We start from the raw sequence: 24,003 nt of genomic DNA on the forward strand, positions 1-24,003 counted from the left end.
AAGAAAAAAAGAAGAACAAAAAGAAAACCACAAAACCAAACAACAAGGAGAAAACAATCCCCCCCCACCCCCCCCCCTCTCCCCTCCCTCCCCCCCCCCCCCCCCCCCCCCCCCCCCCACTGTCCTTTGTAGACGTCCGGAAAATCGTGCGGCGTTTCGCCTCGGCCTGGGTAGAGTGCGCGGCATGGGGCATTTGGAGGCCGCGCATCTGCGCTACGTGCTGCCCGACGGGCGTCCGCTGCTCGGCGACGTCTCGTTCCGGGTCGGCGAGGGCGCCGTCGTCGCGCTGGTCGGCCCTAACGGCGCGGGCAAGACCACGTTGCTGCGCATGCTGTCGGGAGAGCTGAAACCGGACGAGGGCGCGGTCACGGTGACCGGCGGGCTGGGCGTGATGGCGCAGTTCGTCGGATCGGTGCGCGACGAACGCACGGTGCGCGATCTGCTGGTTTCCGTTGCCCCGAAACGGGTTCGCGACGCCGCGAGAGCGGTCGACGCGGCCGAGGAGCGGATGCTGGAGGTCGACGACGAGGCCGCGCAAATGCAGTACGCGCAGGCGCTCAGCGACTGGGCCGAAGCCCGCGGCTACGAGTTCGAGACCACCTGGGACATGTGCACGACCGAAGCCCTCGGCGTGCCGTTCGACCGCGCGCGCTGGCGGCTCGTGCGCACGCTCAGCGGCGGCGAGCAGAAACGGCTGGTGCTGGAAGCGTTGCTGCGCGGGCCGGACGAGGTGCTGCTGCTGGACGAGCCGGACAACTACCTCGACGTCCCCGGCAAACGCTGGCTCGAAGCCCGGTTGAAGGAAACCCGCAAAACCGTCTTGTTCGTGTCGCACGACCGCGAGCTGCTCGCCCGAGCGGCGGACAAGATCGTGAGCGTCGAGCCGGGCGGCGACGGCGCGGACGCCTGGGTGCACGGCGGCGGTTTCGCCACGTATCACGAGGCGCGCCAGGAACGTTTCGCCCGCTACGACGAACTGCGCCGGCGCTGGGACGAAAAGCATGCCCAGCTCAAGCGGCTGGTCCGGGACATGCAGCAGTACGCCGCGCGCAGCGACGAGATGGCGTCGCGGTACAAGGCGGCGCAGACCCGGCTGCGGAAGTTCGAGGAGGCCGGTCCCCCGCCGGAACCGCCGCGACCGCAGGACATCCGGATGCGGCTGCGCGGCGGCCGCACCGGCGTACGCGCGGTGACCTGCGAGAACCTCGAACTCACCGGGCTGATGAAGCCGTTCTCGCTGGAGATCTTCTTCGGCGAGCGGGTCGCGGTGCTCGGCTCGAACGGGTCCGGGAAGTCGCATTTCCTGCGGCTGCTCGCGGGTGGCGACGTCGCGCACACCGGCGAGTGGAAGACCGGCGCTCGCGTCGTGCCCGGCCATTTCGCGCAGACGCACGCGCGGCCGGAGCTCACCGGGCGCACGCTGGTCGACGTGCTGTGGACGGAACACGCGGCCGATCGCGGCGCGGCGATGGCCGCGCTGCGCCGGTACGAACTGCACCGCCAGGGCGAGCAGGCCTTCGACCGGTTGTCCGGCGGGCAGCAGGCGCGGTTCCAGATCCTGTTGCTGGAACTGGCCGGAACCACCGCGCTGCTGCTGGACGAGCCGACCGACAACCTCGACCTGGAATCGGCCGAGGCGCTGCAGGACGGGCTGGAGTCCTACGAGGGCACGGTGCTCGCGGTCACTCACGACCGCTGGTTCGCGCGCTCGTTCGACCGCTACCTGGTCTTCGGCTCCGACGGCGTGGTCCGCGAGACCCCGGAACCGGTTTGGGACGAACGGCGGGTCGAGCGGGTGCGCTAACCCTTGCGCAGCAAGGCGTCCAGCTCGCGCACCAGCTCCCCCGCCCGGCCCCGGCCGCCCGGTGCCTTCGGATACCGCGACAAAACCCGGGCCACGACCGGATCGGCCGCCGGGCGCTGTGCCGCCATCCCGGCCAGCTCGAACGCGTAAGCCGCATGTCCGGCCGACCCGAGGATGTGCCACACCTGCGTCGCTTTCGCGAGCGGATGCAGAAACGCCGCCCCGGCAGCGGCGACAGCTGCCCGCGCGGCCTCGCTCGCGGCGTCCTGTCCGGCGTCGCGGGTTTCCTGATACGCGCGTTGCGCCGCCCACGCGCGGTCGCGGATTGTCTTGCTGCGCTTGGCCCCCTCGGCGAACGCCCGAGCCGCCTCGATCGCTTCGTGCGGGCGGCGGTCGTCCGGACGGGCTTGTTCGAAGATCCGCAGCGCGGGCTCGGCGCAATTCACCGCGTACGCCGTGACGGCGCGAAGCTCGGCGAGGTCGAGTTCGATCTCCTCGGTCATGTGCTTGAACTGTATCGTTGAACTGCCGGTTGGCACTTCCTGCTGACCTCCGGCAGGAGTACTGGGCGAAACCCTCAACCGGGAAGGGCGGCGGTGGACGAGCGGAGGGCGTGGTCGGAAGCCGACAAGGCGGCCTACCGCCAGTTCGTGCGCACCCATCACCCGGACGTCGGCGGCGATCCGGACGAGTTCTCCGCCGGGCTCGACGAGTTCCGGCGCGGCCAGCGAACGGAAATCGCCGCGGGGGCCGGAACGGACCCACGCGGCGAACCGCTGGTGTTCGTGCGCCGGAGCCGAGGAGTTCCCCGGCTGCTGGCGGCCCTTGCCGCGCGCAGGCGGCGGAAGCGCAACCCACGCGTGCGCTAGCGCGTCACATCCCGCCGGTCAGCGCCTGCAACCCGAGGCTGGACGCGGCGACCGCGATCCACAGAATGGCCCCCATCAGCAGCGGTTTGTGTCCCGCCTTGCGCAGGTCGGACGGCTTGAGCGCCAAGCCGATCCCAGCGAGCGCCATGGTGATCAGGAAGGTGCCGAGCGTCGAGAGCGGCGCGTGCCACGATTGCGGAATCCAGCCCGCGCTTTCCACCGTCGCGGCGGCGAGGAAGCCGATCAGAAACGGCGGCACCAGCCGGTGCCAAGGCATGGCGCGCAAGGAGACCCGGCCACCGGTCTGCTTGCGCGCGGCGAGCACGGCGAGGAACAGCACGATCGGGATCAGCGTGAGCGTGCGGGTGAGCTTCACGACAAGGCCGTACGCACCGGCGTCACCGCCATAGGCGTAAGAAGCCGCGACGACGGAAGACGTGTCGTTCACCGCGGTTCCGGCCCACAGACCGAACGCGTGCGGCGACATTCCCAACGCGTGCCCGAGCGGCGGGAAGAGTAGGACCGCGGCGACGTTGAAGGTGAAGATCGTGCCGAGCGCGTAAGCGATGTCGGCTTCTTTCGGCTTCAGCACCGCACTGGTCGCGGCGATCGCGGACGCACCGCAAATGCCCGTGCCGACGCCGATCAGCGTCTGCGTGTCCCCGCGAACGCCGAGCAGCCGGCCGAGCACCCACGCGCCGCCGAGCGCGATCGCGAGCGTGCCGAGCATGACCGGCAGCGATTGCCCGCCGACGTGCACCACCTGCTGGATCGAGAGTCCCGTGCCCAGCACGACGATCGACAGCTGGAGCACCGGCCGCGACGCGATGGCGTACCCCGGGCTGAACCGCCAGCCGCGCAGCCCCGGCACGACCGCCCCGGCGACCGCGCCGAGCAGGATCGCGAGCACCGGCCCGCCGACCACCGGCACGAGCTTCCCGCCCGCCGTCGCCACCGCCGCGACCAGCAGCGCGACCGCGAGCCCCGGCACCGGGCGGGCGAGCTTGGCCCGCCATTCCGCCGTCGCGCGCGTCGCTCCCAGCGTCGCGCCGGTCACCGGTTCACTCCTGTGCGCACTCTGGCCTCCTCGCTAATGTACGTACATTTAATCTAAGAGCTGTCCGTACATTTGGCAAGCGGTACTGTTCGGGCATGGGCGAGGCAGAGCTGGTCCGCACCGGCGGACAGCCCCTGTGGCAGCAGTTGCAGCAGCGGCTGCTGGTGCGCATCCGCGCCGGGGAATTCGACAGCGCGTTCCCCGGAGAGCTCGCGCTCGCCGAGGAATACAGCGTCAGCAGGCAGACCGTCCGGCAGGCGCTGCGGGAACTGCGCGCGGACGGCACGCTCATCGCCGAACGCGGACGCCAGCCCCGCGTGGCCGCGGCCGCCGAGATCCAGCAGCCGCTCGGTGCGCTCTACAGCCTTTTCGCCGCGGTCGAGGAATCCGGGCTCGACCAGCACAGCGTCGTGCGCAGGCTCGACATCCGCGCGGACGCGGTAGTCGCCGAACGGCTGTCGCTGGAGGGCTCCACTCCCCTGCTGTACCTGGAACGCTTGCGGCTGGCCGGAAACGACCCGCTGGCCGTCGACCGGGTGTGGCTGCCCGCCGACCTCGCCCGGCCGCTGCTGGACGCGGATTTCCAGCACACCAGCCTGTACGGCGAACTCCACCGCCGCACCGGCGTCCGGCTCGACCACGGCGAGGAACAGATCCGCGCCGTCGTGCCGACCCGCGCCGAACGCACCCTGCTCGGCTGCGGCGAAACCGTCGGCGCGTTCTCCATCGGCCGCCTCGGCACCAGCGCGGGCAAACGGATCGAATGGCGGCACACCCTGGTGCGCGGCGACCGGTTCGCGCTGACGGCGGAGTTCTCCGGGCGCACCGGATACCGGCTGGTCACCACGGGGGCGCTGGCCGGAACCCGCTGAGCCGGCGGATTTCACACCGCCGTGAGGGCCACCTTCACGGCGGTCGGCACCGTGAGGGCCACCCTCACGGAATCAGAGTCCTTGAGGGTGGCCCTCACGACCGGGTGATTCAGCCGAGCCGGATCCCGGCTAGCTGAGTGCCCTGCGCGACCAGCGTCCCGGCGCTGTCCCACACGTGGCAGGACTCGTCGACGCGCCCGTCGCCGATCAGGTGGGCCCGGTGCAGCACCCGCACCGGGCCGGGAGCCGGATGCGCCCGCACGTAGGCGGTCAGTTCGAGCGTCGGAACCCAGCCCGACGGCGCGACGTCGAGGGTCGCCGGAGGCAGGGCATCGACCGCGAACAGCAGGCTGACCGGATCGAAGGGCTCGTCGCCGGGCAGCGCCAGCAGGGCGCGCAGTTCGCCGCGGCCGCTGGGCCCGTCGACGAGCGGGCGGTCGAAGTACACGTCGATCTCGTCGCGGATCGCGATCGGGATGCCGGAGGTCAGCACGGCCGGGCCCCACGGCTCGTCCGGGAACGGGCCGAACTCCGGCTTCGGCACGCCGTCCTGCCAGAACGGCTCCGCCTCACCGAGGACGCCCAGCGTCAGCAGGGCTTCGACCTGCGGCACGCCGTCCTTGAGCAGCCGTCCGCGCAGCTGGGTCGCGGTCCGGCCGGTGCGCAGCACCTCGACCTCGATCTCCGCCGGCCCCGGTTCGGGCGAGCGCAGGTAGTGCGCGCTGGCGGCGAGGACGTCCGGATGCCCGGACACGACGGTCGCCGCGCGGGCGATCGTGGCCAGCAGATAGCCGCCGTTGGGGCGGCCGCCGATGGTCCACGCCGGGCTGAGGTCGACGCTGAACTCGGTGTCCGAACGCTGCTTGACCGCGGACACCGCGGCGAAGGTCGTCGTGCTCACGGTCCCTCCAGGTGAGTTGCTTACCGCAACCTACCTGCTAGACCGCCCAGTCGTCCCGGGCACTGAGACCCACGCCACCCGGCCCGCCCTCCCTGGCGCGAATTCCCCGGCAAGATGTCCGCAGTGCGTGTCGAGGACGGCGTGCGGGTTCCGTTCTCTTGGTGAGCCCGCCCGGAAGCGGCGAGCCGGACTCTGGAGGAAACGCCATGCCGAAGTACATGCTGCTGCAGACCTACGCCCAGGGCGAAGGCTGCGATGCCCCGCTGCCGGAATGGGCACCAGAGGACATCCGCGCACACATCCAGTTCCAGCACGTGCTCAACGCCGAGCTGGCCGAGGCCGGGGAACTCGTCGAGGCGGAAGGGCTGGCTGGGCCGGAAGCGGCGAAGACCGTGGTCGCGGACGGCAAGGGCGGCGCGGTCGTCACCGACGGGCCGTACCCGGAGGGCAAGGAACTGCTGGCCGGATACCGGGTGGTGGACGTCGAATCGGAGGAGCGGGCGCTGGAGATCGCGACCCGGGTCTCGGCCGCGCCGGGCCCGCAGGGCACGCCGCTGCGGGTGCCGATCGAGGTGCGCCAGCTGATGAGCGCGCCGGCCGTCTGATGTCGCGGAGCGAGGTCGAGGATCTGGTGCGCACGCTCGCGCCCCAGGTCCTCGCCGTGCTCGCGCGCCGGTCCGGCGATTTCGGCGCGGCCGAGGACGCGACGCAGGAAGCTCTCATCGCCGCCGTCCGGCACTGGCCTGCCGAAGGGATCCCGGAAAATCCGCGCGGCTGGCTGCTGCAGACCGCCAGCCGCCGGCTCGTCGACAGCTTCCGCAGCGACCAGGCCCGGAGGCGGCGCGAGGACACCGTTGCCGCCGAACCGCGGGCAGCCGAGGTGCCGGATCAGGACGACACGCTGACGCTGTTGTTCCTGTGCGCGCATCCTTCGCTGACTTCGGCGTCAGCGATCGCTTTGACGTTGCGGGCGGTCGGCGGCCTGACGACCGCGGAGATCGCCAGCGCGTTCCTCGTGCCGGAAACCACGATGGCGCAACGGATCAGCCGGGCCAAGGCGAAAATCACGAAGTCCGGCCTGCCGTTCCGGATGCCCGCCGAGGACGAGCGACAGGCCCGGCTGCGGTCCGTGCTGCACGTGCTCTACCTCGTGTTCAATGAGGGATACACGAGCAGCGGCGGCGGTCGCCTGCACCGCACCGAACTGTCCGCCGAGGCGATCCGGCTGGCGCGGCTGCTGTACGCCGCACTGCCGGACGACGGCGAAGCGGCCGGATTGCTCGCGCTGATGCTGCTCACCGACGCCCGCCGTCCGGCCCGCACCGGACCGGACGGCGACCTCATCCCGCTCGCCGACCAGAACCGGGCGCTGTGGGACCGTACGCTGATTCGAGAGGGCGTCGCGCTGATCACCGCCGCCCTGACCCGCGACGGCCTCGGCGGATACCGCCTGCAGGCCGCGATCGCCGCGACGCACGACATCGCGTTGCGGGCCGAAGACACCGACTGGCCGCGCGTCCTGACGCTGTACACGCGGCTGGAAGCGTTAACCGGCAACCCAGTCGTAACGCTCAACCGCGCGATCGCGACTGCGATGGTGCACGGGCCGGACGCCGGGCTCGCGATGCTGGCCGGACTCGACGACCGGCTCGCCGGCCACCATCGCCTCGCCGCCGCCCGCGCGCACCTGCTGGAACTGGCCGGGCAACGAGAGGAAGCCATCCGCCACTACACCGCGGCCGCCGCCCACACCGGAAACACCGCCGAGCAGCGCTATCTGACGCTGCGCGCGGCTCGGCTCCGCACCAGCAGTTCCACACGTCGCTCGCCGATCGGCACCGAGTAGTATCAGGACACTTCACGAGCGGAGCACACCATGGCGAGCATCGAAGACGCCCGTCGCCGGACCGGGTACGACGTCACCGAGACGACTGCCGACGACGTGCTCTCCGCTCTGCGCGCCGCCGAACCTCCCCAGCCGGGCGCCGGGGTCGTCTGGTGGCTGTACGCGGGCCGGAAGCCGCGGACGCCGTACCTGGTCGCCGGTTTGCGCGGCACACGAGGAAGCCTGGCGTGGCACGAAAACGGCGAGACCTACCTGCCCACGGACGGTGCGGGCGAGGGGCCGCTCGACTACTTCAGCCTGCAAGGCGCGCACTTCCCGCAGCCCGCCGGGAGCGAGATCTCCGCCGAGGAAGTCCTGCGCGCGGTGCGGGAACTGTGCGAATCCCGGACGCGACCTGCCTGCGTTTCCTGGAAGCGCGCCTAGTTTTTGTCTACTTCGGACAGCTCGTCACCTCGGAGCGAAGTCGTCTTTGTGCGCCCGCGCCCACTCGCGAAATGACGTCGCCCGTCCCGCGAACCGCTCCACCGTGTTGTTGACCGGAGCCCTCCGGCCCATCGCAGCCTCCTGCACGTCCATCAGATGCTCGAGAACCGCCGCGGGCATCCACTCCGGACGCCGTGCCAGCGCCTCACTCCGCGTTTCGGCCAGCACTTCGATCGAGCGACCCAACTCCTCCGCAAGGGTTTCCACCATCGCACGCTGCGTCATCGATTCCGGCCCGGTCAGCGCCAGCGCCCGCCCCGGGTAGCAACGCTCCGTGAGCAACTTCGCGGCCACGGCGGCTACGTCCGCCTCGGCCGTCGGCGTGAAACTGCGCCTCTGGAGAAAAGAGCCGCACCGGCTCCCCCGCCCGGATCGCCGCACCCCAGTCACGCCGGGCGTTACCCGCCAGCCAGCCCGGATACAGCACCGTGAACGGCAACCCGGACTCCGCCAGTGCCGTCTCCGCGGGCAAATGACCCAGCCGGATCGGGTTGTCCGCCGCCCCCTCGAAGACGTCCGGCGACGACAGCAGCACGACGTAGGACACCTCCGCCTTTCGCGCCGCGGCAAGGAAATCCGCCGCGCCATTGGGCCGCGTCGGATACAGGAAGACCGCGTCCACGCCGCGCAACGCGTCCTCGAAGCCACCCTCCGCCGCGAGATCCAGCGACACCGCGTCCGGCACATCCAGCGCGGCCGCGTCCCGCGCCGATCCCCGCACCTCGTGCCCGCCTTCGCGGAGCACCCGGACGACCTCGCTCCCGACATTTCCGCGCGCTCCGGTCACCAGGATGGTCATCCCACATTTCCTTTGCTCTTAAATTAACTTTGCTTGCGAAGTTATCTGCGTGACTCCCCGCTGTCAACCTCGCGCTCCCGGTACACGACCGGGCGAGATCGTTGTATGGATCGTGTACGGATCCCTCCGACACTCCGGCAGTTCGATTCGGACGAGTGAAGGGAGATCCGTCGTGGTCGGGAATGTGACGGTCCGGCGCACGGTCGCCGCACTGCTCGCCGCGGGGGCGGTCATCGCAGGCGCGACGCCAGCGAACGCTGCCGGGGCGACCGGAGCCTGGCGCGCCGATCTGTCCTCAGTGGACAGTGACGACGTCAACGTCGCCGCTTCCGGCGGCACACTCACGCTGCGAGACCCCGCGTGGAGACCCGCCGGTCCGGCCCTGGGCAGCGAGGGCTACCTGCTCTCCGCCGAACGCCGGCTGTCCACGCCGGTGAACCGGATATCCGCCGAAATCTCCGCTGACGCCCCGGCGGGCACCTCGGTCGAAGTCGACGTCCGCGGCCGCTCCGGTGCCGACGACTGGACGGAATGGACCCCCGCTGGCACCGCGCTTCCTCGCGCAGTGAGCGTCGTGCAAACCAGGATCACCCTGTCCAGCACGACCGCCGCCCGCCCCGCCGTGCGCGACGTGGAACTCACCGGATCCCTTTCCCCGCAGGCAAACGCGCTCGTCGCCGCCACCCCGCTCACCTACACCGTCTACGCCACCCGCGAAGGCCTCGCCGGCCACACCACCGCGAACGGCCACGTCATCGCGAGCAACGACCACTTCGTCGCGCTTCCGTCCGGGAAAGCCTTGTCGCCCAAGGGAACCGGCAACTACAGCGTGCGAGTGTGCAAAACGGACGGCAGCCGCTGCGAATACGCGCCGGTCTGGGACGTCGGCCCGTGGAACACCAAGGACGACTACTGGAACCCGCCCTCGGTGCGCGCGGAGTACAAGGACCTGCCGCAAGGCCAGCCCGAGGCCTACGCCGCCTACCACAACGGCTACAACGGCGGCCGGGACGACCTCGGATACAAAGTCGGCAACCCGGCGGGCATCGACCTGGCCGACGGCACGTTCGCCTCCGGCGTCGGCCTCGGCGACAACGGGAACGTGAAGGTCACCTACCTGTGGACCGGCTCCGCCGCGGCCACCGGCCTGGTGCAAACGGCGGGCGACCCGGTGAACGTCCGGTCGGGCGCGCACACGTCCTCGTCGGTGAAGGGCTTGGCGGCCAACTATGCCCGGGTGAACATCGAGTGCTACGTCAACGGGGACTCGGTGACCGGGAAGTTCGGGACCAGCACGATCTGGGACCGGATCGGGGCGGGGCATTACATCTCGGACACGTATGTGAAGACCGGTTCGGACGGTCCGGTGGCGCCGCTCTGCTGAGGCTTGGGGGTTGCCGGTGCGGGGCTTGGGGGCGGTCCCGCACCGGTGGGTTCTTCGCCCGGCTGTGACGGTCCGGCAGTGCCACTCCGCTGAGGCTTGGGGGTTGCCGGTGCGGGACTTTGGAGCGGCCCCGCACCGGTGGTCTTCTTCGCCCGGCCGTGACGATCCATCGGCGCCGCTCCGCTGGGACCTGGGGTCGCCGCTGCGGTACTTCGGAGCGGCCCCGCATTGGTGGGTTTTCTTCGCCCGGCTGTGCTTGCAGCAACGAGCCGGAGGCTGGTTCCAGACCGATGGTTCCTCGTCGCCCGCTGCGCCTTGTCGAGACGAGGCGGTGTCCCCCGGTGCGGGTTGGGCGGTCCCGCACCGGTGGTTTCCCTTCGCTCTCCGCCACGGCGAGCCGGGGCCTCGAGACTGGCCCCAGACCAGCGATTCCCATCACTCCTCCCCCGTGACGAGCGGTGTTCCTGGTGCGGATTTGGCTGACTCCGCACCGACCTCGCTGTTACCGCGGGCCTTGCCGACGGATTCAGTTCTGAAACTTCTTCTCCGCTTCCACGCCCTTTGGCGGCGCGTCAATCGGGTACCCATTTCCCGACGGCCGCTCCAGCTGATTCTTCCACGCTCCCAGCCTTTCCGCGAAAACCCCTTGCCAGAACGGCTCTTCCGGAGATCTCTCGCCTCAGCTGCCGCGAGAATCCAGCTCTGCCCCCGAGCTTTCCACCCGGTTCAGCGACGGTTTTCCGCTCAACCGCCAGGTAAAGTGATCAACGTGCGCTGCCGCAGCCGAGGGGGTCCGCCATGCCACGCCGTTTAGCACTCATCGCCACCGTCATCTTGTTCGCCATCAGCCTGAGCACACCCGCCACTGCCGCCCCGACCATCATCGGCGGCGAAAAAACCTCCCTGGCAAGGAATCCGTACGCAGTGTACTTAGTGGACATTCACGGAACCCAGTTCTGCGGCGGCGTCATCGTCAGCCGCACCGCGGTCGCGACCGCCGCGCACTGCGCCGCCACCGTCCCGGCCGGCGAGCTCAGCGTAGTAGCCGGACGAGAGGACAAACGCACCCAGGACGGCGTAGTCCTCGCAGTGTCCGCGGCCTGGCAACACCCGGACTTCCGCACCCCGCAACAAGGTTCCGACATCGCCGTCCTGACCGTCCGCGGCACGCTCCCCTATCCCTCCGCCGACCTGACCCGCGACCCGAGCCGCTACCCCGCGGGCACGACCGCCACCGTCCTGGGCTGGGGCCGCGTCGCCGACGGCGGCGACCGCTCGGACTACCTGCGGCAAGCCACCGTCCCGATAGCCGACGACTCCACCTGCCGCACCGCATATCCGGAATACTCCGCGACGAGCATGCTGTGCGCCGGCTACCCGAACGGCGGCGTCGACGCCTGCAAAGGCGATTCCGGAGGCCCGTTGCTGGTCGGCGACACAGTCGTGGGCATCGTGTCGTACGGCGACGGATGCGGGAAGCCCGGCAAACCCGGGATGTACACGAGGGTGACGTCCTTCGCCGACGACATCGCCGCCCACGCCGGACAAGGCTGAGCGGCGAAGACGGACTCGCTCCGAGCCGGACCGGGCGGGGCGAGGTTCCCGCACCAAGCCGGACGAGATTCCGATTCCCGCACCGTTCTGGTTCTCGAGCCGCACCAACCGGGCGAGGCACCGGTTCCCGCACCGAGGTTCCGATTCCCGCACCAAGCCGGACCGTCCGGGCGAGGTTCTGGTTCCCGAGTCGAGATTCCGGTTCCCGCACCAAGGCGGGGCAGGTCCAGCCCGAGCAGGAAGCCACGCCGCGTGGAACGGCCCGACCGGGCCAACCGAAACACCCCCGCCGCGTGCGTGGCAGGCCTGGCTTCGCACCGAACCGACACCAGCCGCGAAGGCCACCACGACACCGCGCGAGCATGACTCAGCCGCGCCCGGCTTCCGACGGCGCAACCGAGTCGCGACCGGTCGCGTCAGGCCGGAAAAGCTTCTGGGGGAGGAACTGGGAACGGCCCGCCGCGACCACCAGCCACAGGTGCCGTGCGAAGCACGGTAAAGTCCGGGGCATGACGTCGCCGGAGGCCAGCAGACGGTAGCCGCCCAGCCGAGAGCTGGGCGGCGGAGTGATGAGTGCAGCGGGCACATCCCGGCCGGGCCGACCGGCGGGAGCTTGGCCTAGAGCGACGAAGTCGTCAGGCAGTAGCGCTTTCGTGCTGGCGAGAATAGGCATGAAGGCAGCGCCGCACTGCGGTTCAGGCGGTACCCAGCTGTCTGCGACCGCAGCCACGCCACGGGCGCGAACCTGCCCGGTACGGCGGTAACTGCCCTGCCACGGCACGGACGTCGCGAGACAGGCAAGCCACGCGCGGCCAACTCACCGGGCCACCAGTCCGAGTCTCTTAAGCGGGGTATGGCTAAGTCCATGCCAAGGGCACGAGCGACCGCGTCAAGCAAGCCATGGAGCAACCAGCTCACCGGGCCTGCGACCCGAGTCCTCAAGCGGCACATGGCCACGTCCCAGCACTGCCACCGGCACGAGCGACCGGCCGCGCCAAAGCAACCCACAGCGCAGCGAGCCAGTGCAGCCCACCGCACCCACTCCACTCCGCCATCGAACCGTCCGCATCCCTCCGGCGTCCAAGGCGCCGACGGTCCTTCGGAGTCGATCCCCTTGCCTCCCATCCTTTTCCTCCTAGCCAGCGCGGTCTTCGCGCAAGGCACGTCCGAGTTCGTCCTCTCCGGGCTGCTCCCCCAAATCGCCAACAGCACCGGCGTTTCCCTCGGCACCGCCGGGCTGCTCACGTCCCTCTTCGCGGCCGGGATGGTCGCCGGGGCACCGGTGCTCGCGATGCTCGGCAGCAAGTTGCCGCGCAAGCTCGCGCTTCTCGCGTTCCTCGGGCTTTTCTCCGCGGTCCACGTCATCGGCGCACTCACCACCGACTTCCCGCTCCTGCTCGCCACCCGGGCACTCGCGGCCTTCGCCAACGCCGGGTTTCTCGCCGTGGCGCTCGCGGCACTGCCTTCGCTCGTCCCGGCGGACGCGGTCGGGCGGGCGACGTCCGTTCTGCTGTCCGGGGTCACGCTCGCGTGCATCGTCGGCGTCCCGGCCGGGACTTTGCTCGGGCAGTACGCGGGGTGGCAGGCCGCGTTCTGGGCCATCGCGGCGATCACTGCGGTGGCTGCCGCGGCCCTCGTCACAACCACCTTCGACGACCCGCCGGCGACCACGCCGGTGTATCGCGAATGGCTGGTCCTGACCCAGCCGCGCGTCGTGGCCACTGTGGTCAAAGGGGTTCTCGTCAACGGCGGGACGTTCGCGGCCTTTACCTACCTTGGCACGATGACCCCACCGGTGGGCTGGGTGCCGGTTGTGCTCGCGGCTTTCGGGGTGGGCTCGTTCGTCGGCGTCACGCTCGCGGGCAAGGCGGGTCCGAAAATCCTCGCACCGGGCGCGGCGGTGCTGACCATCGTGTGGGTGGCGGCGTTCTTCGCGGCGCAGAGTCTTCCGGGGCTCCTGGCCACCGCATTGGTTTCCGGGGCGGCGGCGTTCGGGGTCGGGTCCGCGTTGATCGCTGCGATCGTCACGACTGCCAGCGAGGACGCGCCGCGGGTGGCTGGGGCGATCGCGACGACGGCGTTCAACCTCGGCGCGGTGGTCGGGCCTGCGGTGGCGGGGGCCTTTGTCGTAGACGCGACGCAGGCGCGTGCGGCGTTCTGGGTCAGTGCGGCTTTCACTGCCGCGGCAATGTTTTTGCGGGTGAAAAAGTAAAACCCGGCGGCCCGGGCGCAAAGCCCGGGCCGCCGGAAAACAAGCTCAGCGCAGGGTGTCCCAGCCCGCGTAGCGAGCCTCGGTGCCCAGCTCCTCTTCGATGCGGATCAGCTGGTTGTACTTCGCCGTCCGGTCGGATCGCGACAGCGAACCCGTCTTGATCTGGCCGCAGCCGGTCGCCACCGCGAGGTCGGCGATGGTGGTGTCCTCGGTTTCGCCCGAACGGTGCGACATGACCGCCGAGTAGCCCGCCTTGTGCGCGGTGTCGACCGCGGACAGCGTCTCGGTCAGGGTGCCGATCTGGTTGACCTTGATGAGGATCGAGTTGGCGATACCACGCTTGATGCCGTCGCGCAGGATCTCGACGTTCGTGCAGAACAGGTCGTCGCCAACGAGCTGCACGCGGTCGCCGATGCCGTCGGTCAGCTGCTTCCAGCCGGTGTAGTCGTCCTGCGCGAGACCGTCTTCGATCGACACGATCGGGAAGCGCTCGGTCAGTTCGGTCAGGTACGCGACATGCTCCTCGACGCTGCGCTTGCGGCCCTCGCCGGTGTAGTCGTAGACGCCGTCGCGGTAGAACTCCGACGCCGCCGGGTCCAGCAGCAGCGCGATGTCCTTGCCCGGCTCGTACCCGGTCTGCTCGATCGCGCGGACCACGAACTCGAGCGCCTCGTCGGCCGACCCCAGCTGCGGCGCGAACCCGCCCTCGTCGCCGACATTCGTGTTGTGTCCCGCGTCGTGCAGCGATTTCCGCAGCGTGTGGAACACCTCCGAGCCCATCCGCACGGCCTCGGCGAACGTCGACGCGCCGACCGGGCCGATCATGAACTCCTGGAAGTCGATCGGGTTGTCCGCGTGCGCGCCGCCGTTGATGATGTTCATCATCGGCATCGGCAGCAGATGCGCGTACACCCCGCCGACGTAGCGGTACAGCGGCAGCGTGTTCGCCGCGGCGGCCGCCTTCGCCACCGCCAGCGAGACCCCGAGCGTCGCGTTCGCGCCGAGGCGGGCCTTGTTCTCGGTGCCGTCGAGGGCGATCAGCGCGCGGTCGACGTCGGCCTGTGCCTCGGCTTCCATGCCGACCACGGCGTCGGCGATCTCGCCGTTCACCGCGTCGATCGCCTTGCGCACGCCCTTGCCGTGGAACCGCTTCGCGTCGCCGTCGCGCAGTTCGACGGCCTCGCGCGTGCCGGTGGAGGCCCCGGACGGCACCGCCGCCCTGCCCGCCGACCCGTCCGCCAGCACCACGTCGACCTCGACCGTCGGGTTGCCCCGGCTGTCGAGCACCTCACGGCCCCGGACCCGGACGATGCCTGTCATAACGCTCCTCGGAGGTTCGAGCCGAAGCACTCAGCGCACGCTCCGTGGAGCGCTCCGGCAGCAACGCGGCACCACGGCGAGCCGCACGTCACACCGGAGGCTAGCAGAACTGTTCTGAATCGATCCGGCTCAGCTGGCAGATTCCATTGAGGACAGTCCGGAAGCCCTTTCCCGGCAAAGGGAACGAACCGGAATCGTCCGGCGGACAACTTCACGCCCCGGACAGGCCGCGTTCATCGCCGGGCCTCGCGGCGAGCATAGCTTCGCTTCCGCCTGGGAGCCGGAGGAGGCCGCCGCCATGTCCAACACCGTCAGCCGTCGAGGAGCATTGGGCCTAATGGGCGCTAGCGCTGCCGTACCACTGCTCGGAACTGGTACGGCAGCCGCCGCGCCGCTCGTGCCGTCCTCGGGCGGCGGTGCGACGCCGGTGCAGGGCTTGCATCTCACGTTCGGCCGCGACCCCGCCCGGCAAATGGTGGTTTCGTGGCTCACCGACGGACCGGTCCGCCGTCCCCGCGTCCTCTACGGCACGCTCGACGACGGCTTCGGCTCGTACGCGCCTGCGGTCACCCGCACCTACCTCGACGGCGCTTCCAACCGCACGGTCTGGGTGCACCACGCCGCAATCGACCGCCTTTGCCCGAACACCGAGTACCTCTACGTCGCCCAGCACGACGGCGCGACGCCCGACGCGGGCACGTTCCGCACCGCGCCCGGCGGACGGTCCGCGTTCACCTTCACCAGCTTCGGCGACCAGTCGGCGCCGCAGGTCACCTGGGATCTCAAGGGCGCGCCCGCGCTCGACTTCTTCTCCACCCCGGCCACGAAGGACATCGTCACCGGGATCGAGACCGTCGCGCCGCTGTTCCACCTGCTCAACGGCGATCTCTGCTATGCCAACCTCGACGTCGACCGCGTGCGCACCTGGAACAACTTCTTCACCAACAACACCCGTTCGGCGCGGTACCGGCCGTGGATGCCCGCCGCGGGCAACCACGAGATCGAGAAAAAGAACGGCGCGATCGGGATGGACGCCTACCAGGCGTACTTCCAGCTGCCCTCGACCGAAACCGATCCGGAACTCGCCGGTCTCTGGTACGGCTTCACCGTCGGGTCGGTCCGGGTGATCGTGCTGCAGAACGACGACAACTGCCTGCAGGACGGCGGCGACCTCTACGTCAACGGCTACTCCGGCGGACGGCAGCTCGCCTGGCTGGAGAAGGAACTGGCCGCGGCGCGGGCGTCGCGCGACGTGGACTGGATCGTCGTCGCGATGCACCAAGTGATGATCAGCTCGTCCGACGCGAACGGCGCCGACCTGGGCCTGCGCGAGAAGTACGGCCCGCTGTTCGACCGCTACGGCGTCGACCTGGTGCTCTGCGGGCACGAGCACGACTACGAACGTTCCCTTGCCGTACGCGGTGTCGTCGCGGAAAGCGAAACGCTCACGCCGAACCCGGTGTCCGCGGCGACCGACAACATCGACACCACGCACGGCACCGTGCACATGATCCTCGGCGGAGGCGGCGTCTCCGGGACCACCAACGGCAGCTTCTTCACCGACGGCACCGGAAAGGTGCTGACCGCCGTCGCGGACAAGCGGGATCCGGCCACGGGCAAGCGGAAACCGACGTACGTGCGCGAAAAAGCGGTGTGGAGCGCGGTGCGCGACCTCGACCACCCCTACGGATTCGCCGCGTTCACAGTGGACCCCGGCCGTCGTCCGGGCGGCACGACGACGATGCACGTGACCTACTACAACGTGAACAAGCCGACTGGCGAGCTGTCGGTCTTCGAGCGGTTTTCGCTGCACCGCCAGCGCGCCGACGGCTGACGTCAACCCCTTCCCCGGTCTGGTCCGGACCACCCCTCAAGCCGGACAGAGCGGTCCTCGGCCGCGCTACGCTTGCCGTGGACCCGGTGGCCGCAACGGACACCTCCCCCATCGTCAGTCCATTGTGGACCATCGGGCCGCGAGGAGCGCCCATGGACCACGCCGTCACCCCTTTCGTGCTCGACCCGGCGGCGCCGGACGTGCACGGCGAGGGAGCCCGGCTTCGCGCCCGCGGACCGCTGACCGTGGTCGAACTGCCGGGCGGCGTGCTCGCCTGGTCGGTCACCAGCCTGCCGCTGCTGCGCGCCCTGCTCGCCGACCCGCGGGTGTCGAAAGACGCCCGGCAGCACTGGCCCGCCTACCGGGACGGCGAGGTTTCCGCGGACTGGTCGCTGAACATCTGGGTTTCCGTGCAGAACATGTTCACCGCCTACGGCGCCGAGCACCGGCGGCTGCGATCGTTGGTGTCCAAGGCTTTCGCACCCGGCCGGATCGCCGCGCTGCGCCCGGTGGTCGCCGAGATCGTCGAGGGCCTGCTCGCCGGCCTCGAAGCCGGACCCGCCGAAACCGACCTGCGGGAACAGTATTGCTACCGGCTGCCGATCGAGGTGATCTGCCGGCTGGTCGGCGTGCCCGAACAGGCGAGGGAGGGCCTGCGCACCGCGGTGGCCGGGATCTTCGCGACGTCGGCGACCTCGGAAGAAGCGACCGCGAATGTCGAACTCCTGTACGGGATTCTCGCCAGTCTCGTCGCACAACGGCGTGCCGAACCGGGCGACGACCTCGCCACCGCACTGATTTCCGCCCGCGACACCGACGGCTCCCGGCTCAGCGAAGCGGAACTCGTGGACACCTTGATCCTGGTGATCACGGCTGGTCACGAGACGACGGTGAACTTGCTCGACCAGGCGGTGACCGCGCTGCTGACCCATCCCGCGCAGCTGCGTCAGGTCCTCGGCGGAACGCGCACCTGGTCGGACGTCGTGGACGAGACTTTGCGCTGGCAGGCCCCGCTTTCGCACCTGCCGTTGCGGTTCGCGCGGGAGGACATCGAGGTCGAGGGCGCGACCATCCAGGCAGGCGACCCGATCCTCGCCTCCCTCGGCCCGGCCGGCCGCGACGAGCGCCACCACGGCCCGGACGCGAACGAGTTCGATCTGTCCCGCAAGGACAAATCATCGCTCGCGTTCGGCCACGGCGTGCATTATTGCCTCGGCGCGCAGCTCGCCCGGATGGAAGCGGAACTCGCGCTGCCCGCGCTGTTCGAGCGGTTCCCGGATTTGGCGCTGACGGTGCCCGGCGAGAAGCTGGAGCCGGTGCCGTCGTTCATCACGAACGGGCACGTGGCTTTGCCGGTGCGGCTGCGGGACTAGGTGGGTTGGGCGGCGGTGCGGAGGGTTCTCGGCCACGCTGCTCGCCGACCAGCCGAGGGCAGCGCCGCACCGGCCGCAAAGCCAACCGGTCTGATTGCAGGCGAGCGGCTCCCTCCAAGCTGCTCCCCCATCAGCCGAGGACGGTACCGGCCGCGATTTCGGTCGCGAAGCCAAGCGGTCTGACTACAAGGGCAGCCCCACTGCCGCAAACCAGCCAAGCCCGGTGCCCTCCTTCACCACGCCGCCCACCGGAACGAACGCGGAAACTACGCGCCCCAGTCCGCGAGCACCTTCTCCGTGTCCGCGCCCGGGACCGGCGGCGAGGTCGGAACATCCGGCGTACTGCGGGAAAACCGCGGTGCCGGGGCGGGCTGGACGATCCCGTCCAGCGTGATCAGGCCTGACCGGGCGGCGATGTGCGGGTGCTGGGGCGCCTCGTCGGGAGCCAGCACTGGCGTGACGCACGCGTCGGTGCCGTCGAAGATTTCGGCCCATTCGTCGCGGGTCCGGCTCAGGAACACGCGGGTGAAGGTGGCGCGGAGGGTGGGCCAGCCGTCCCGGTCCAGTTGTGGCGGCAGGTCTTCCGCGACGAGGCCGAGGCCCTTGAGAAGAGCCGCGTAGAACTGGGGCTCGAGGGAACCGACGGCGACGTAGCGGCCGTCCGCGCAGACGTAGGTGTCGTAGAAGGGCGCGCCGCCGTCCAGAAGATTCGTGCCGCGTTCGTCGAACCAGGAACCCAGGCCGCGCAAGGCCCACATCATCTGGGACAGCACGTTCGCGCCGTCGACCATCGCCGCGTCCACGACCTGGCCGCGTCCGGTCCGGCCGCATTCCCACAACGCCGCGAGGACGCCCGCGATCAGGAACATCGACCCGCCGCCGAAGTCGCCGACCAGGTTGAGCGGCGGCACCGGGCGCTCGCCCGCGCGGCCGATCGCGTGCAGCACGCCGGTGAGGCCGAGATAGTTGATGTCGTGCCCGGCGCGCTGGGCGAGCGGGCCGTCCTGGCCCCAGCCGGTCATCCGGCCGTAGACCAGGCGGGGATTGCGCGCGAAACAGTCGTCCGGGCCGACGCCGAGCCGTTCGGTCACGCCCGGGCGCAGGCCTTCGATCAGCACGTCCGCCTTCGCCGCGAGCCGCAGGACGAGTTCGCGGCCTTCGGGGGTCTTGAGGTCCGCGGCCACCGAGCGGCGGCCGCGCAGCAGCGGGTCCGGTTTGCCGCCGCTGAGGTCGAGCGATCCGGAAGGCCGTTCCACCCGGACGACGTCCGCGCCCAGGTCGGCGAGCACCATGCACGCGTGCGGCCCCGGCCCGATCCCGGCCAGTTCGACGACTTTCAGCCCGCTCAACGGTCCCGCCACACGTCCTCCTCGGCTCCGGCGCCTGCCGCGGCGACCCTACCGGCCGGTCCGGTCCGCGTCCGGGCGTGTGGGGTAACCCACCCGTGGCCCGACCCGGGCAGAACCGGCGCCGCGCCTCACCCGAACCGGGGACTGGCGTCTCACGGCCGCGCCCTTCGGGTACCCGGCTGGTATCCATGGGTCACGAATGGATCAAGGAGGATTTCAATGAGCTTTTTCGACCAGGCCAAGGACAAGATCCAGGAATTCGCGGGCAACAACCCGGACAAGGTCGGCCAGGGCGTCGACAAGGCCGCCGAATTCGCCGACGAGAAAACCGGCGGCAAGCACGGCGACCAGATCCGCCAGGGCGCGGACAAGCTGAAGGAGAACTTCGGCGGCGGCCAGCAGGGCGGCCAGGAACAGGGCGGCCAGCCGCAGGGCGGGTTCGACCAGGGCGGTCAGCCGGGCGGCGACCAGGGCGGCTTCGGCCAGGGCGACCAGCAGTAACGAGGCCCGTACCGGCCTGAGTTCCCGCGTCCCGAGCGGTGGCGCGAACCGGTGGCGAGCGAGTGGACCGGCTATCGCGGTCGACCGTCTGAACCGGCCACAGCGAGCGAACCGCGCTGCTTCCGGCAATCCTTAGCCGCGGTGAGGCTTGTTTTCGGCCGACCAGAGAACCGGGCCGCACAGAACATGACGGGGCGGTGTTTTCCGCGCGAATTCCAGGTTATCCGCCTGGTTCGCCGGAAAATGCCGCCCCGTTTTCGCGCCAGCCGCTTGAACTGTTTCGCGATCCGCTTTTCCGGGCCGGTCAGCCGGGTTTGCGGGCCGAGATCAGCAAGTGCTCCTCCGGTTCCGCGCCCGGTTTGTCCGGAGCGAACACCTCCGACCGGGTCCCGGTCACCTCCAGCCCGGCCGCGCGCACGCGGTCGGCCAGCGCATCCGCCGGGAAGCTCGTCAGCCGGATGGAGTGGCCGAGGAAATCGACCGGCATGTCTTCGACGTCGGAGGGCACGGTCACCAGCGAGAACCTTCCGCCGGGCACCAGCCAGCCCGCGATGCGGCCGAGTGCGCGCTCCGTTTCGGCCCGCGACAGCTGCAGGAACGGGAAGAACGCGCACACGGCGTCCCACGTTTCCGGCTCCGACTCCCATTCCCGCAGGTCAGCCTGCACGAACTCGGCCTCGGGCACCTGCTCGCGGGCGATCCGCACCATTTCCGCGGACACGTCGATCCCGGTCACCCGGTGCCCGGCGGCGGCGAGGTCCGCCGCGGTGGGGCGACCGGTCCCGCTGCCGAGGTCGAGCACCCGGGCCGAGGGCGGCAGCACCGCGAGCAGCTCCCGCACCGCCGCGTCGACCACCGGCGGACGGCCGAACGCTTCCTCGTACCCGGCTCCGATCGCGTCGAACAGTTCCGCCGCGGTGGTCATTTCCTGGGACATCCCGGTCTCCCCTCGCCGTCGAAGGATGCCAGGCTATCGGCCCCCGCCGACGATTCCGCTCACTCGGCGGCTTCATAGGCGGCCGCCGCGACCACCAAATCCTCCCAAGCCATTCCGACGCTCTTGAACAGCCGAGGCCCGGCAGGCACCGCGCGTCCCTGGGCCAGCGCCGCGAGGGGAACGAGGTCATCGGCGGCGAGGGCGCCGGATTTCATTGCCAGCACGACGTCCCCCGCCTCGCGGGTAGCCGCGCCGACCCCCTCCACGACCACCGTGGACCGTCCAATGAGGACATCGTCGACTTCCCGCGCTTCCGGTTCGTGCGAGCCGACGGCCACGACAGTGGCATGTTCGGGCACCTTCGCGCCGTCGAAGACCGGAGTCCGCGACGAGGTGCAGCAGACGACCAGGTCGGCCGAGGCCACGTCGTCCGGCGTGCCTGCCCGGGCGAACGGATACCGCGCGGCGAAGGCTTGCGTGCGCTCGGCATTCCGGCCGACCACCACCACGTCCCGCACCGGCCGGACGGCCCGTAAAGCTTCGATGTGGCTCTCCGCCTGCGGACCCGTCCCGAACACCACCAGACGTTCCGCGTCCGGCACGGCGAGCAGGTCCGCCGCGACAGCGGAAACCGCCGCCGTGCGCACCGACGTGAGGGCGACGCCGTCCAGGAGCGCCATCGGGGTGAGTGTCGGACCGTCCATCAGCAGGTAGTGACCCTGGATGCGCGGCAGGCCCCGCGCCGGGTTGTCCGGCGCGACGGACGCGACCTTGACCCCGGCGTAGCGGCCCCAGAACGCGGGCATGAGCAGAAACTGCCCGGTAGGCACCGGTACGACCGAGCGGGGCGGGTCCTGGTCGGGGTCGAGACCGTCGGCGAGAGCGGCACGGACGGCGTCGGCGGCTTGCTGCACAGTGGGCCGGGCATCGAGGAGCATTCGCACCCGCCGAGCATCCCACAGACCCCTGACAGTCCAGCTGAGCCGCAGGTCACAACGCCTTAGATACAACGTGGTACGCATGCTAGCGTCTCAGCCGTGAACGCCGTGAAACCCGCCGCCGACCGCGCTTACGAGCTCACCAAGGAACTGGTGCTCACCGGCGAACTGCCCGGTGGGCACCTGTTCAGCGAGGGCGAGATCGCCGAGCGGCTCGGGGTAAGCCGGACTCCGGTACGCGAGGCGTTCCTGCGGCTGCAGGTCGAGGGGCTGCTCAACCTGATCCCGAAGCGCGGCGCGATCGTCGTGCCGATCACGCCCGGCGAGGCCGAGGACGTGCTCGAAGCCCGCGAGGCCGTCGAAAGCGCCGCGGTGCACCGGCTGGGCCGCCGCCCGGAGCTGATCCCGGCCGCGCTCGACCAGCTGCGCGCGGTGCTGGACACCCAGCGCCGGCACGCGGAAGCGGGCGACGTGCCCGCGTTCGCCGAAGCCGACGAACTGTTCCACCGGACGATCGTCGCGGCCGGCGGCAACACCTTGCTGCTCGGCTTCTACACCACGCTCGCCGACCGGCAGCGCCGGATGAACGTCCACGCGCTCGCGCCGATCCCGGCCCGGCTGCCGCAGGTCGTCGGCGAGCACGAAGAACTGCTCACCATCATCGCGGCGGCCGAGACGAAGGCCGACGCCTTCGCCCCGGCCCTGCGAGCACACCTGGATTCGGTGCACCGTCGATGACCACCACTGCCGATCGCTCTCCCCTGCCCGAAACACCCGAGACGACCGCACGCCCGGCCTGGTTCCCGGCCGCCGCGGCGGTGTTCGCGTGCGGCTGGGGCGGCAACCAGTTCACCCCGCTGCTCGTGATGTACCACGCCGCGGGCTATTCCGCGTTCACCGTCGACGCCCTGCTCGGCGCCTACGTCGTCGGCCTCGTGCCGGGACTGCTGCTCTCCGGCGGACTGTCCAATCGGTACGGTCGCCGTCCGGTGATGTTCGCCGGGACGGTGCTCTCGCTGCTGGCCAGCCTGCTGCTGGCACTCGGCCCGCTCGGCGTGGCGTGGATCGCCGCCGGCCGGTTCCTCGCCGGCATCGCAGTCGCGGTCGCGATGGCCGTCGGTTCCACCTGGATCAAGGAACTCGCCGACGCCGATCCGTACAGCGCGGCCGATCTCGGCACCCGCCGCGCCGCGCTGTGCCTGACGCTCGGCCTCGGCATCGGCCCTGGCGTCGCCGGAGTGCTCGCGCAGTGGGGACCGTGGCCGATGGTGCTGCCCTATCTGGTCCACATCGGACTCGCGCTGGTCTCGCTGGCCGCGGTCACGCGCAGTCCGGAAACGCTCACTGTCCGGACCGATTCGGTGCGCGCCGCGTTGCCCGCCACGGCTCGGCATCCGCGATTCCGCCGGGTGATCCTGCCCGCGGCGCCGTGGATCTTCGGTTCGTGCGGCGTGGCGTATGCGATCCTGCCGCAGCTCGTCGAGCACCGGACCGGGTCGTGGGCGCTGGCCTACTCCACTTTGCTCACCGTCTGCGCGATCGGCGCGGGCGTCGGCATTCAGCCGATCGCCAAGCGTGTCGACCGGGCTACCAGCGCGCGGGCCGTGCTCACCGGGATGATCGTGCTGTGCGCCGGTCTCGTTTTGAGCGTCTTCGCGGCGGCACAGGAATCGCCGTGGCTCGCACTCGGCGCCGCAGTGGTGCTGGGAACCGCTTACGGCATCGTCGTGGTGTCCGGACTGCTCGAATTGCAACGTCTCGCCCGGCCCGGCGAAATCGCGGAACTCACCGGCGTGTACTACGCGCTGGCGTATGTCGGATTCCTCTTGCCGTCACTTTTAGCGGCACTGAACGGAGTAGCGGACTACCCGGTGCTGCTCGCCTGCGTCGCACTGGTCGCCGTCGCCGGAACCCTTGTGGTGTCCCGACACTCGCGCCGGCACCTTCCCCAGGACTGACCCGATTCCGGC

General features: G+C 70.2%; 22 protein-coding genes. 14 read left to right on the forward strand and 8 right to left on the reverse strand.

Annotation, left to right across the window (positions count from 1 at the left end):
- The first annotated feature begins 184 nt into the window (after nucleotides 1-184).
- The gene (locus tag ACZ63D_RS04000; RefSeq protein WP_465352802.1) at nucleotides 185-1,804 is read left to right on the forward strand and encodes an ABC-F family ATP-binding cassette domain-containing protein; all 1,620 of its coding nucleotides are present in this window, start codon (nucleotides 185-187) and stop codon (nucleotides 1,802-1,804) included.
- Here the strand turns inward: ACZ63D_RS04000 and ACZ63D_RS04005 are convergent.
- Nucleotides 1,801-2,307 (reverse strand): putative immunity protein, encoded by a 507-nt coding sequence (locus ACZ63D_RS04005; protein WP_465352803.1) that lies wholly within the window; start codon nucleotides 2,305-2,307, stop codon nucleotides 1,801-1,803. The genes ACZ63D_RS04000 and ACZ63D_RS04005 overlap by 4 nt on opposite strands.
- A 93-nt stretch (nucleotides 2,308-2,400) precedes the next feature.
- Between ACZ63D_RS04005 and ACZ63D_RS04010 the strand changes: the two genes are divergently transcribed.
- Complete coding sequence (locus ACZ63D_RS04010) at nucleotides 2,401-2,673, forward strand: hypothetical protein (RefSeq protein ID WP_465352804.1); 273 nt, start codon at nucleotides 2,401-2,403, stop codon at nucleotides 2,671-2,673.
- Nucleotides 2,674-2,677: 4 nt separating this feature from the next.
- On the opposite strand, the gene ACZ63D_RS04015 is transcribed toward ACZ63D_RS04010, so the two are convergent.
- Complete coding sequence (locus ACZ63D_RS04015; protein ID WP_465352805.1) at nucleotides 2,678-3,730, reverse strand: YeiH family protein; 1,053 nt, start codon at nucleotides 3,728-3,730, stop codon at nucleotides 2,678-2,680.
- Between the two features lie 95 nt (nucleotides 3,731-3,825).
- On the opposite strand from ACZ63D_RS04015, the gene ACZ63D_RS04020 reads away from it, so the two are divergent.
- Nucleotides 3,826-4,602, forward strand: a complete 777-nt coding sequence (locus ACZ63D_RS04020; RefSeq protein WP_465352806.1) for a GntR family transcriptional regulator — start codon at nucleotides 3,826-3,828, stop codon at nucleotides 4,600-4,602.
- A 109-nt stretch (nucleotides 4,603-4,711) separates the two neighbouring features.
- Here ACZ63D_RS04020 and ACZ63D_RS04025 read toward each other — a convergent pair whose 3' ends face one another.
- Nucleotides 4,712-5,503 (reverse strand): thioesterase family protein, encoded by a 792-nt coding sequence (locus ACZ63D_RS04025; protein WP_465352807.1) that lies wholly within the window; start codon nucleotides 5,501-5,503, stop codon nucleotides 4,712-4,714.
- A gap of 206 nt (nucleotides 5,504-5,709) precedes the next feature.
- Here ACZ63D_RS04025 and ACZ63D_RS04030 point away from each other — a divergent pair, with 206 nt between their 5' ends.
- Genes ACZ63D_RS04030 through ACZ63D_RS04040 form a run of 3 tightly spaced genes read left to right on the forward strand, consistent with a single transcriptional unit; the run spans nucleotide 5,710 to nucleotide 7,772 of the window.
- Nucleotides 5,710-6,108, forward strand: coding sequence for a YciI family protein (locus ACZ63D_RS04030; protein WP_465352808.1), 399 nt, complete (start codon nucleotides 5,710-5,712; stop codon nucleotides 6,106-6,108).
- Nucleotides 6,108-7,349 carry an RNA polymerase sigma factor gene (locus ACZ63D_RS04035; RefSeq protein ID WP_465352809.1) on the forward strand — a complete coding sequence of 414 codons (1,242 nt, stop codon included), beginning with the start codon at nucleotides 6,108-6,110 and terminating at the stop codon, nucleotides 7,347-7,349. Before ACZ63D_RS04030 ends, ACZ63D_RS04035 begins: the two co-directional genes overlap by 1 nt.
- A 30-nt stretch (nucleotides 7,350-7,379) precedes the next feature.
- Nucleotides 7,380-7,772, forward strand: coding sequence for an Imm1 family immunity protein (locus ACZ63D_RS04040; RefSeq protein WP_465352810.1), 393 nt, complete (start codon nucleotides 7,380-7,382; stop codon nucleotides 7,770-7,772).
- A 205-nt stretch (nucleotides 7,773-7,977) separates the two neighbouring features.
- Here ACZ63D_RS04040 and ACZ63D_RS04045 read toward each other — a convergent pair whose 3' ends face one another.
- Complete coding sequence (locus ACZ63D_RS04045; protein WP_465352811.1) at nucleotides 7,978-8,631, reverse strand: SDR family oxidoreductase; 654 nt, start codon at nucleotides 8,629-8,631, stop codon at nucleotides 7,978-7,980.
- Between the two features lie 172 nt (nucleotides 8,632-8,803).
- Here ACZ63D_RS04045 and ACZ63D_RS04050 point away from each other — a divergent pair, with 172 nt between their 5' ends.
- The 3 genes from ACZ63D_RS04050 to ACZ63D_RS04060 all read left to right on the forward strand — a co-directional run bounded on the left by ACZ63D_RS04050 (nucleotide 8,804) and on the right by ACZ63D_RS04060 (nucleotide 13,781).
- The gene (locus ACZ63D_RS04050; RefSeq protein WP_465352812.1) at nucleotides 8,804-10,015 is read left to right on the forward strand and encodes a hypothetical protein; all 1,212 of its coding nucleotides are present in this window, start codon (nucleotides 8,804-8,806) and stop codon (nucleotides 10,013-10,015) included.
- A gap of 798 nt (nucleotides 10,016-10,813) precedes the next feature.
- Complete coding sequence (locus tag ACZ63D_RS04055) at nucleotides 10,814-11,569, forward strand: S1 family peptidase (RefSeq protein WP_465352813.1); 756 nt, start codon at nucleotides 10,814-10,816, stop codon at nucleotides 11,567-11,569.
- A gap of 1,114 nt (nucleotides 11,570-12,683) precedes the next feature.
- Nucleotides 12,684-13,781: an MFS transporter gene (locus ACZ63D_RS04060; protein WP_465352814.1), complete on the forward strand. Its 1,098-nt coding sequence runs from the start codon at nucleotides 12,684-12,686 to the stop codon at nucleotides 13,779-13,781.
- Between the two features lie 45 nt (nucleotides 13,782-13,826).
- On the opposite strand, the gene eno is transcribed toward ACZ63D_RS04060, so the two are convergent.
- On the reverse strand, nucleotides 13,827-15,101 hold the full coding sequence (gene eno / locus ACZ63D_RS04065) for a phosphopyruvate hydratase (protein WP_465352815.1): 1,275 nt from the start codon (nucleotides 15,099-15,101) through the stop codon (nucleotides 13,827-13,829).
- Nucleotides 15,102-15,438: 337 nt separating this feature from the next.
- Here eno and ACZ63D_RS04070 point away from each other — a divergent pair, with 337 nt between their 5' ends.
- Together ACZ63D_RS04070 and ACZ63D_RS04075 are read left to right on the forward strand one after the other, a co-directional pair.
- Complete coding sequence (locus ACZ63D_RS04070; RefSeq protein ID WP_465352816.1) at nucleotides 15,439-16,935, forward strand: purple acid phosphatase family protein; 1,497 nt, start codon at nucleotides 15,439-15,441, stop codon at nucleotides 16,933-16,935.
- Nucleotides 16,936-17,087: 152 nt separating this feature from the next.
- Nucleotides 17,088-18,308: a cytochrome P450 family protein gene (locus ACZ63D_RS04075; protein WP_465352817.1), complete on the forward strand. Its 1,221-nt coding sequence runs from the start codon at nucleotides 17,088-17,090 to the stop codon at nucleotides 18,306-18,308.
- A 266-nt stretch (nucleotides 18,309-18,574) separates the two neighbouring features.
- On the opposite strand, the gene ACZ63D_RS04080 is transcribed toward ACZ63D_RS04075, so the two are convergent.
- Complete coding sequence (locus ACZ63D_RS04080; RefSeq protein ID WP_465352818.1) at nucleotides 18,575-19,669, reverse strand: CaiB/BaiF CoA transferase family protein; 1,095 nt, start codon at nucleotides 19,667-19,669, stop codon at nucleotides 18,575-18,577.
- A 207-nt stretch (nucleotides 19,670-19,876) separates the two neighbouring features.
- Here ACZ63D_RS04080 and ACZ63D_RS04085 point away from each other — a divergent pair, with 207 nt between their 5' ends.
- Nucleotides 19,877-20,158 carry an antitoxin gene (locus ACZ63D_RS04085; RefSeq protein WP_465352819.1) on the forward strand — a complete coding sequence of 94 codons (282 nt, stop codon included), beginning with the start codon at nucleotides 19,877-19,879 and terminating at the stop codon, nucleotides 20,156-20,158.
- A gap of 304 nt (nucleotides 20,159-20,462) precedes the next feature.
- Here ACZ63D_RS04085 and ACZ63D_RS04090 read toward each other — a convergent pair whose 3' ends face one another.
- Both ACZ63D_RS04090 and ACZ63D_RS04095 read right to left on the reverse strand, forming a co-directional pair.
- Nucleotides 20,463-21,095, reverse strand: coding sequence for a class I SAM-dependent methyltransferase (locus ACZ63D_RS04090; protein ID WP_465352820.1), 633 nt, complete (start codon nucleotides 21,093-21,095; stop codon nucleotides 20,463-20,465).
- A 59-nt stretch (nucleotides 21,096-21,154) separates the two neighbouring features.
- Nucleotides 21,155-22,033, reverse strand: coding sequence for an ornithine cyclodeaminase family protein (locus ACZ63D_RS04095; RefSeq protein WP_465353690.1), 879 nt, complete (start codon nucleotides 22,031-22,033; stop codon nucleotides 21,155-21,157).
- A 99-nt stretch (nucleotides 22,034-22,132) separates the two neighbouring features.
- On the opposite strand from ACZ63D_RS04095, the gene ACZ63D_RS04100 reads away from it, so the two are divergent.
- Together ACZ63D_RS04100 and ACZ63D_RS04105 are read left to right on the forward strand one after the other, a co-directional pair.
- Complete coding sequence (locus ACZ63D_RS04100) at nucleotides 22,133-22,771, forward strand: GntR family transcriptional regulator (protein WP_465352821.1); 639 nt, start codon at nucleotides 22,133-22,135, stop codon at nucleotides 22,769-22,771.
- Nucleotides 22,768-23,991 (forward strand): MFS transporter, encoded by a 1,224-nt coding sequence (locus tag ACZ63D_RS04105; RefSeq protein WP_465352822.1) that lies wholly within the window; start codon nucleotides 22,768-22,770, stop codon nucleotides 23,989-23,991. The genes ACZ63D_RS04100 and ACZ63D_RS04105 overlap by 4 nt, the downstream gene beginning before the upstream one ends.
- Nucleotides 23,992-24,003 lie beyond the last annotated feature (12 nt).

It is taken from the genome of Amycolatopsis sp. NPDC104775 (genome assembly GCF_055583325.1).

Bases quoted from the DNA above. Each gene is read 5' to 3' on its own strand.
- ACZ63D_RS04000 (WP_465352802.1), top strand. From the start codon at position 185: ATGGGGCATTTGGAGGCCGCGCATCTGCGCTACGTGCTGCCCGACGGG.
- ACZ63D_RS04005 (WP_465352803.1), bottom strand. From the start codon at position 2,307: ATGACCGAGGAGATCGAACTCGACCTCGCCGAGCTTCGCGCCGTCACG.
- ACZ63D_RS04020 (WP_465352806.1), top strand. From the start codon at position 3,826: ATGGGCGAGGCAGAGCTGGTCCGCACCGGCGGACAGCCCCTGTGGCAG.
- ACZ63D_RS04030 (WP_465352808.1), top strand. From the start codon at position 5,710: ATGCCGAAGTACATGCTGCTGCAGACCTACGCCCAGGGCGAAGGCTGC.
- ACZ63D_RS04035 (WP_465352809.1), top strand. From the start codon at position 6,108: ATGTCGCGGAGCGAGGTCGAGGATCTGGTGCGCACGCTCGCGCCCCAG.
- ACZ63D_RS04040 (WP_465352810.1), top strand. From the start codon at position 7,380: ATGGCGAGCATCGAAGACGCCCGTCGCCGGACCGGGTACGACGTCACC.
- ACZ63D_RS04045 (WP_465352811.1), bottom strand. From the start codon at position 8,631: ATGACCATCCTGGTGACCGGAGCGCGCGGAAATGTCGGGAGCGAGGTC.
- ACZ63D_RS04055 (WP_465352813.1), top strand. From the start codon at position 10,814: ATGCCACGCCGTTTAGCACTCATCGCCACCGTCATCTTGTTCGCCATC.
- eno (WP_465352815.1), bottom strand. From the start codon at position 15,101: ATGACAGGCATCGTCCGGGTCCGGGGCCGTGAGGTGCTCGACAGCCGG.
- ACZ63D_RS04070 (WP_465352816.1), top strand. From the start codon at position 15,439: ATGGGCGCTAGCGCTGCCGTACCACTGCTCGGAACTGGTACGGCAGCC.
- ACZ63D_RS04075 (WP_465352817.1), top strand. From the start codon at position 17,088: ATGGACCACGCCGTCACCCCTTTCGTGCTCGACCCGGCGGCGCCGGAC.
- ACZ63D_RS04085 (WP_465352819.1), top strand. From the start codon at position 19,877: ATGAGCTTTTTCGACCAGGCCAAGGACAAGATCCAGGAATTCGCGGGC.
- ACZ63D_RS04090 (WP_465352820.1), bottom strand. From the start codon at position 21,095: ATGTCCCAGGAAATGACCACCGCGGCGGAACTGTTCGACGCGATCGGA.
- ACZ63D_RS04095 (WP_465353690.1), bottom strand. From the start codon at position 22,033: ATGCTCCTCGATGCCCGGCCCACTGTGCAGCAAGCCGCCGACGCCGTC.
- ACZ63D_RS04105 (WP_465352822.1), top strand. From the start codon at position 22,768: ATGACCACCACTGCCGATCGCTCTCCCCTGCCCGAAACACCCGAGACG.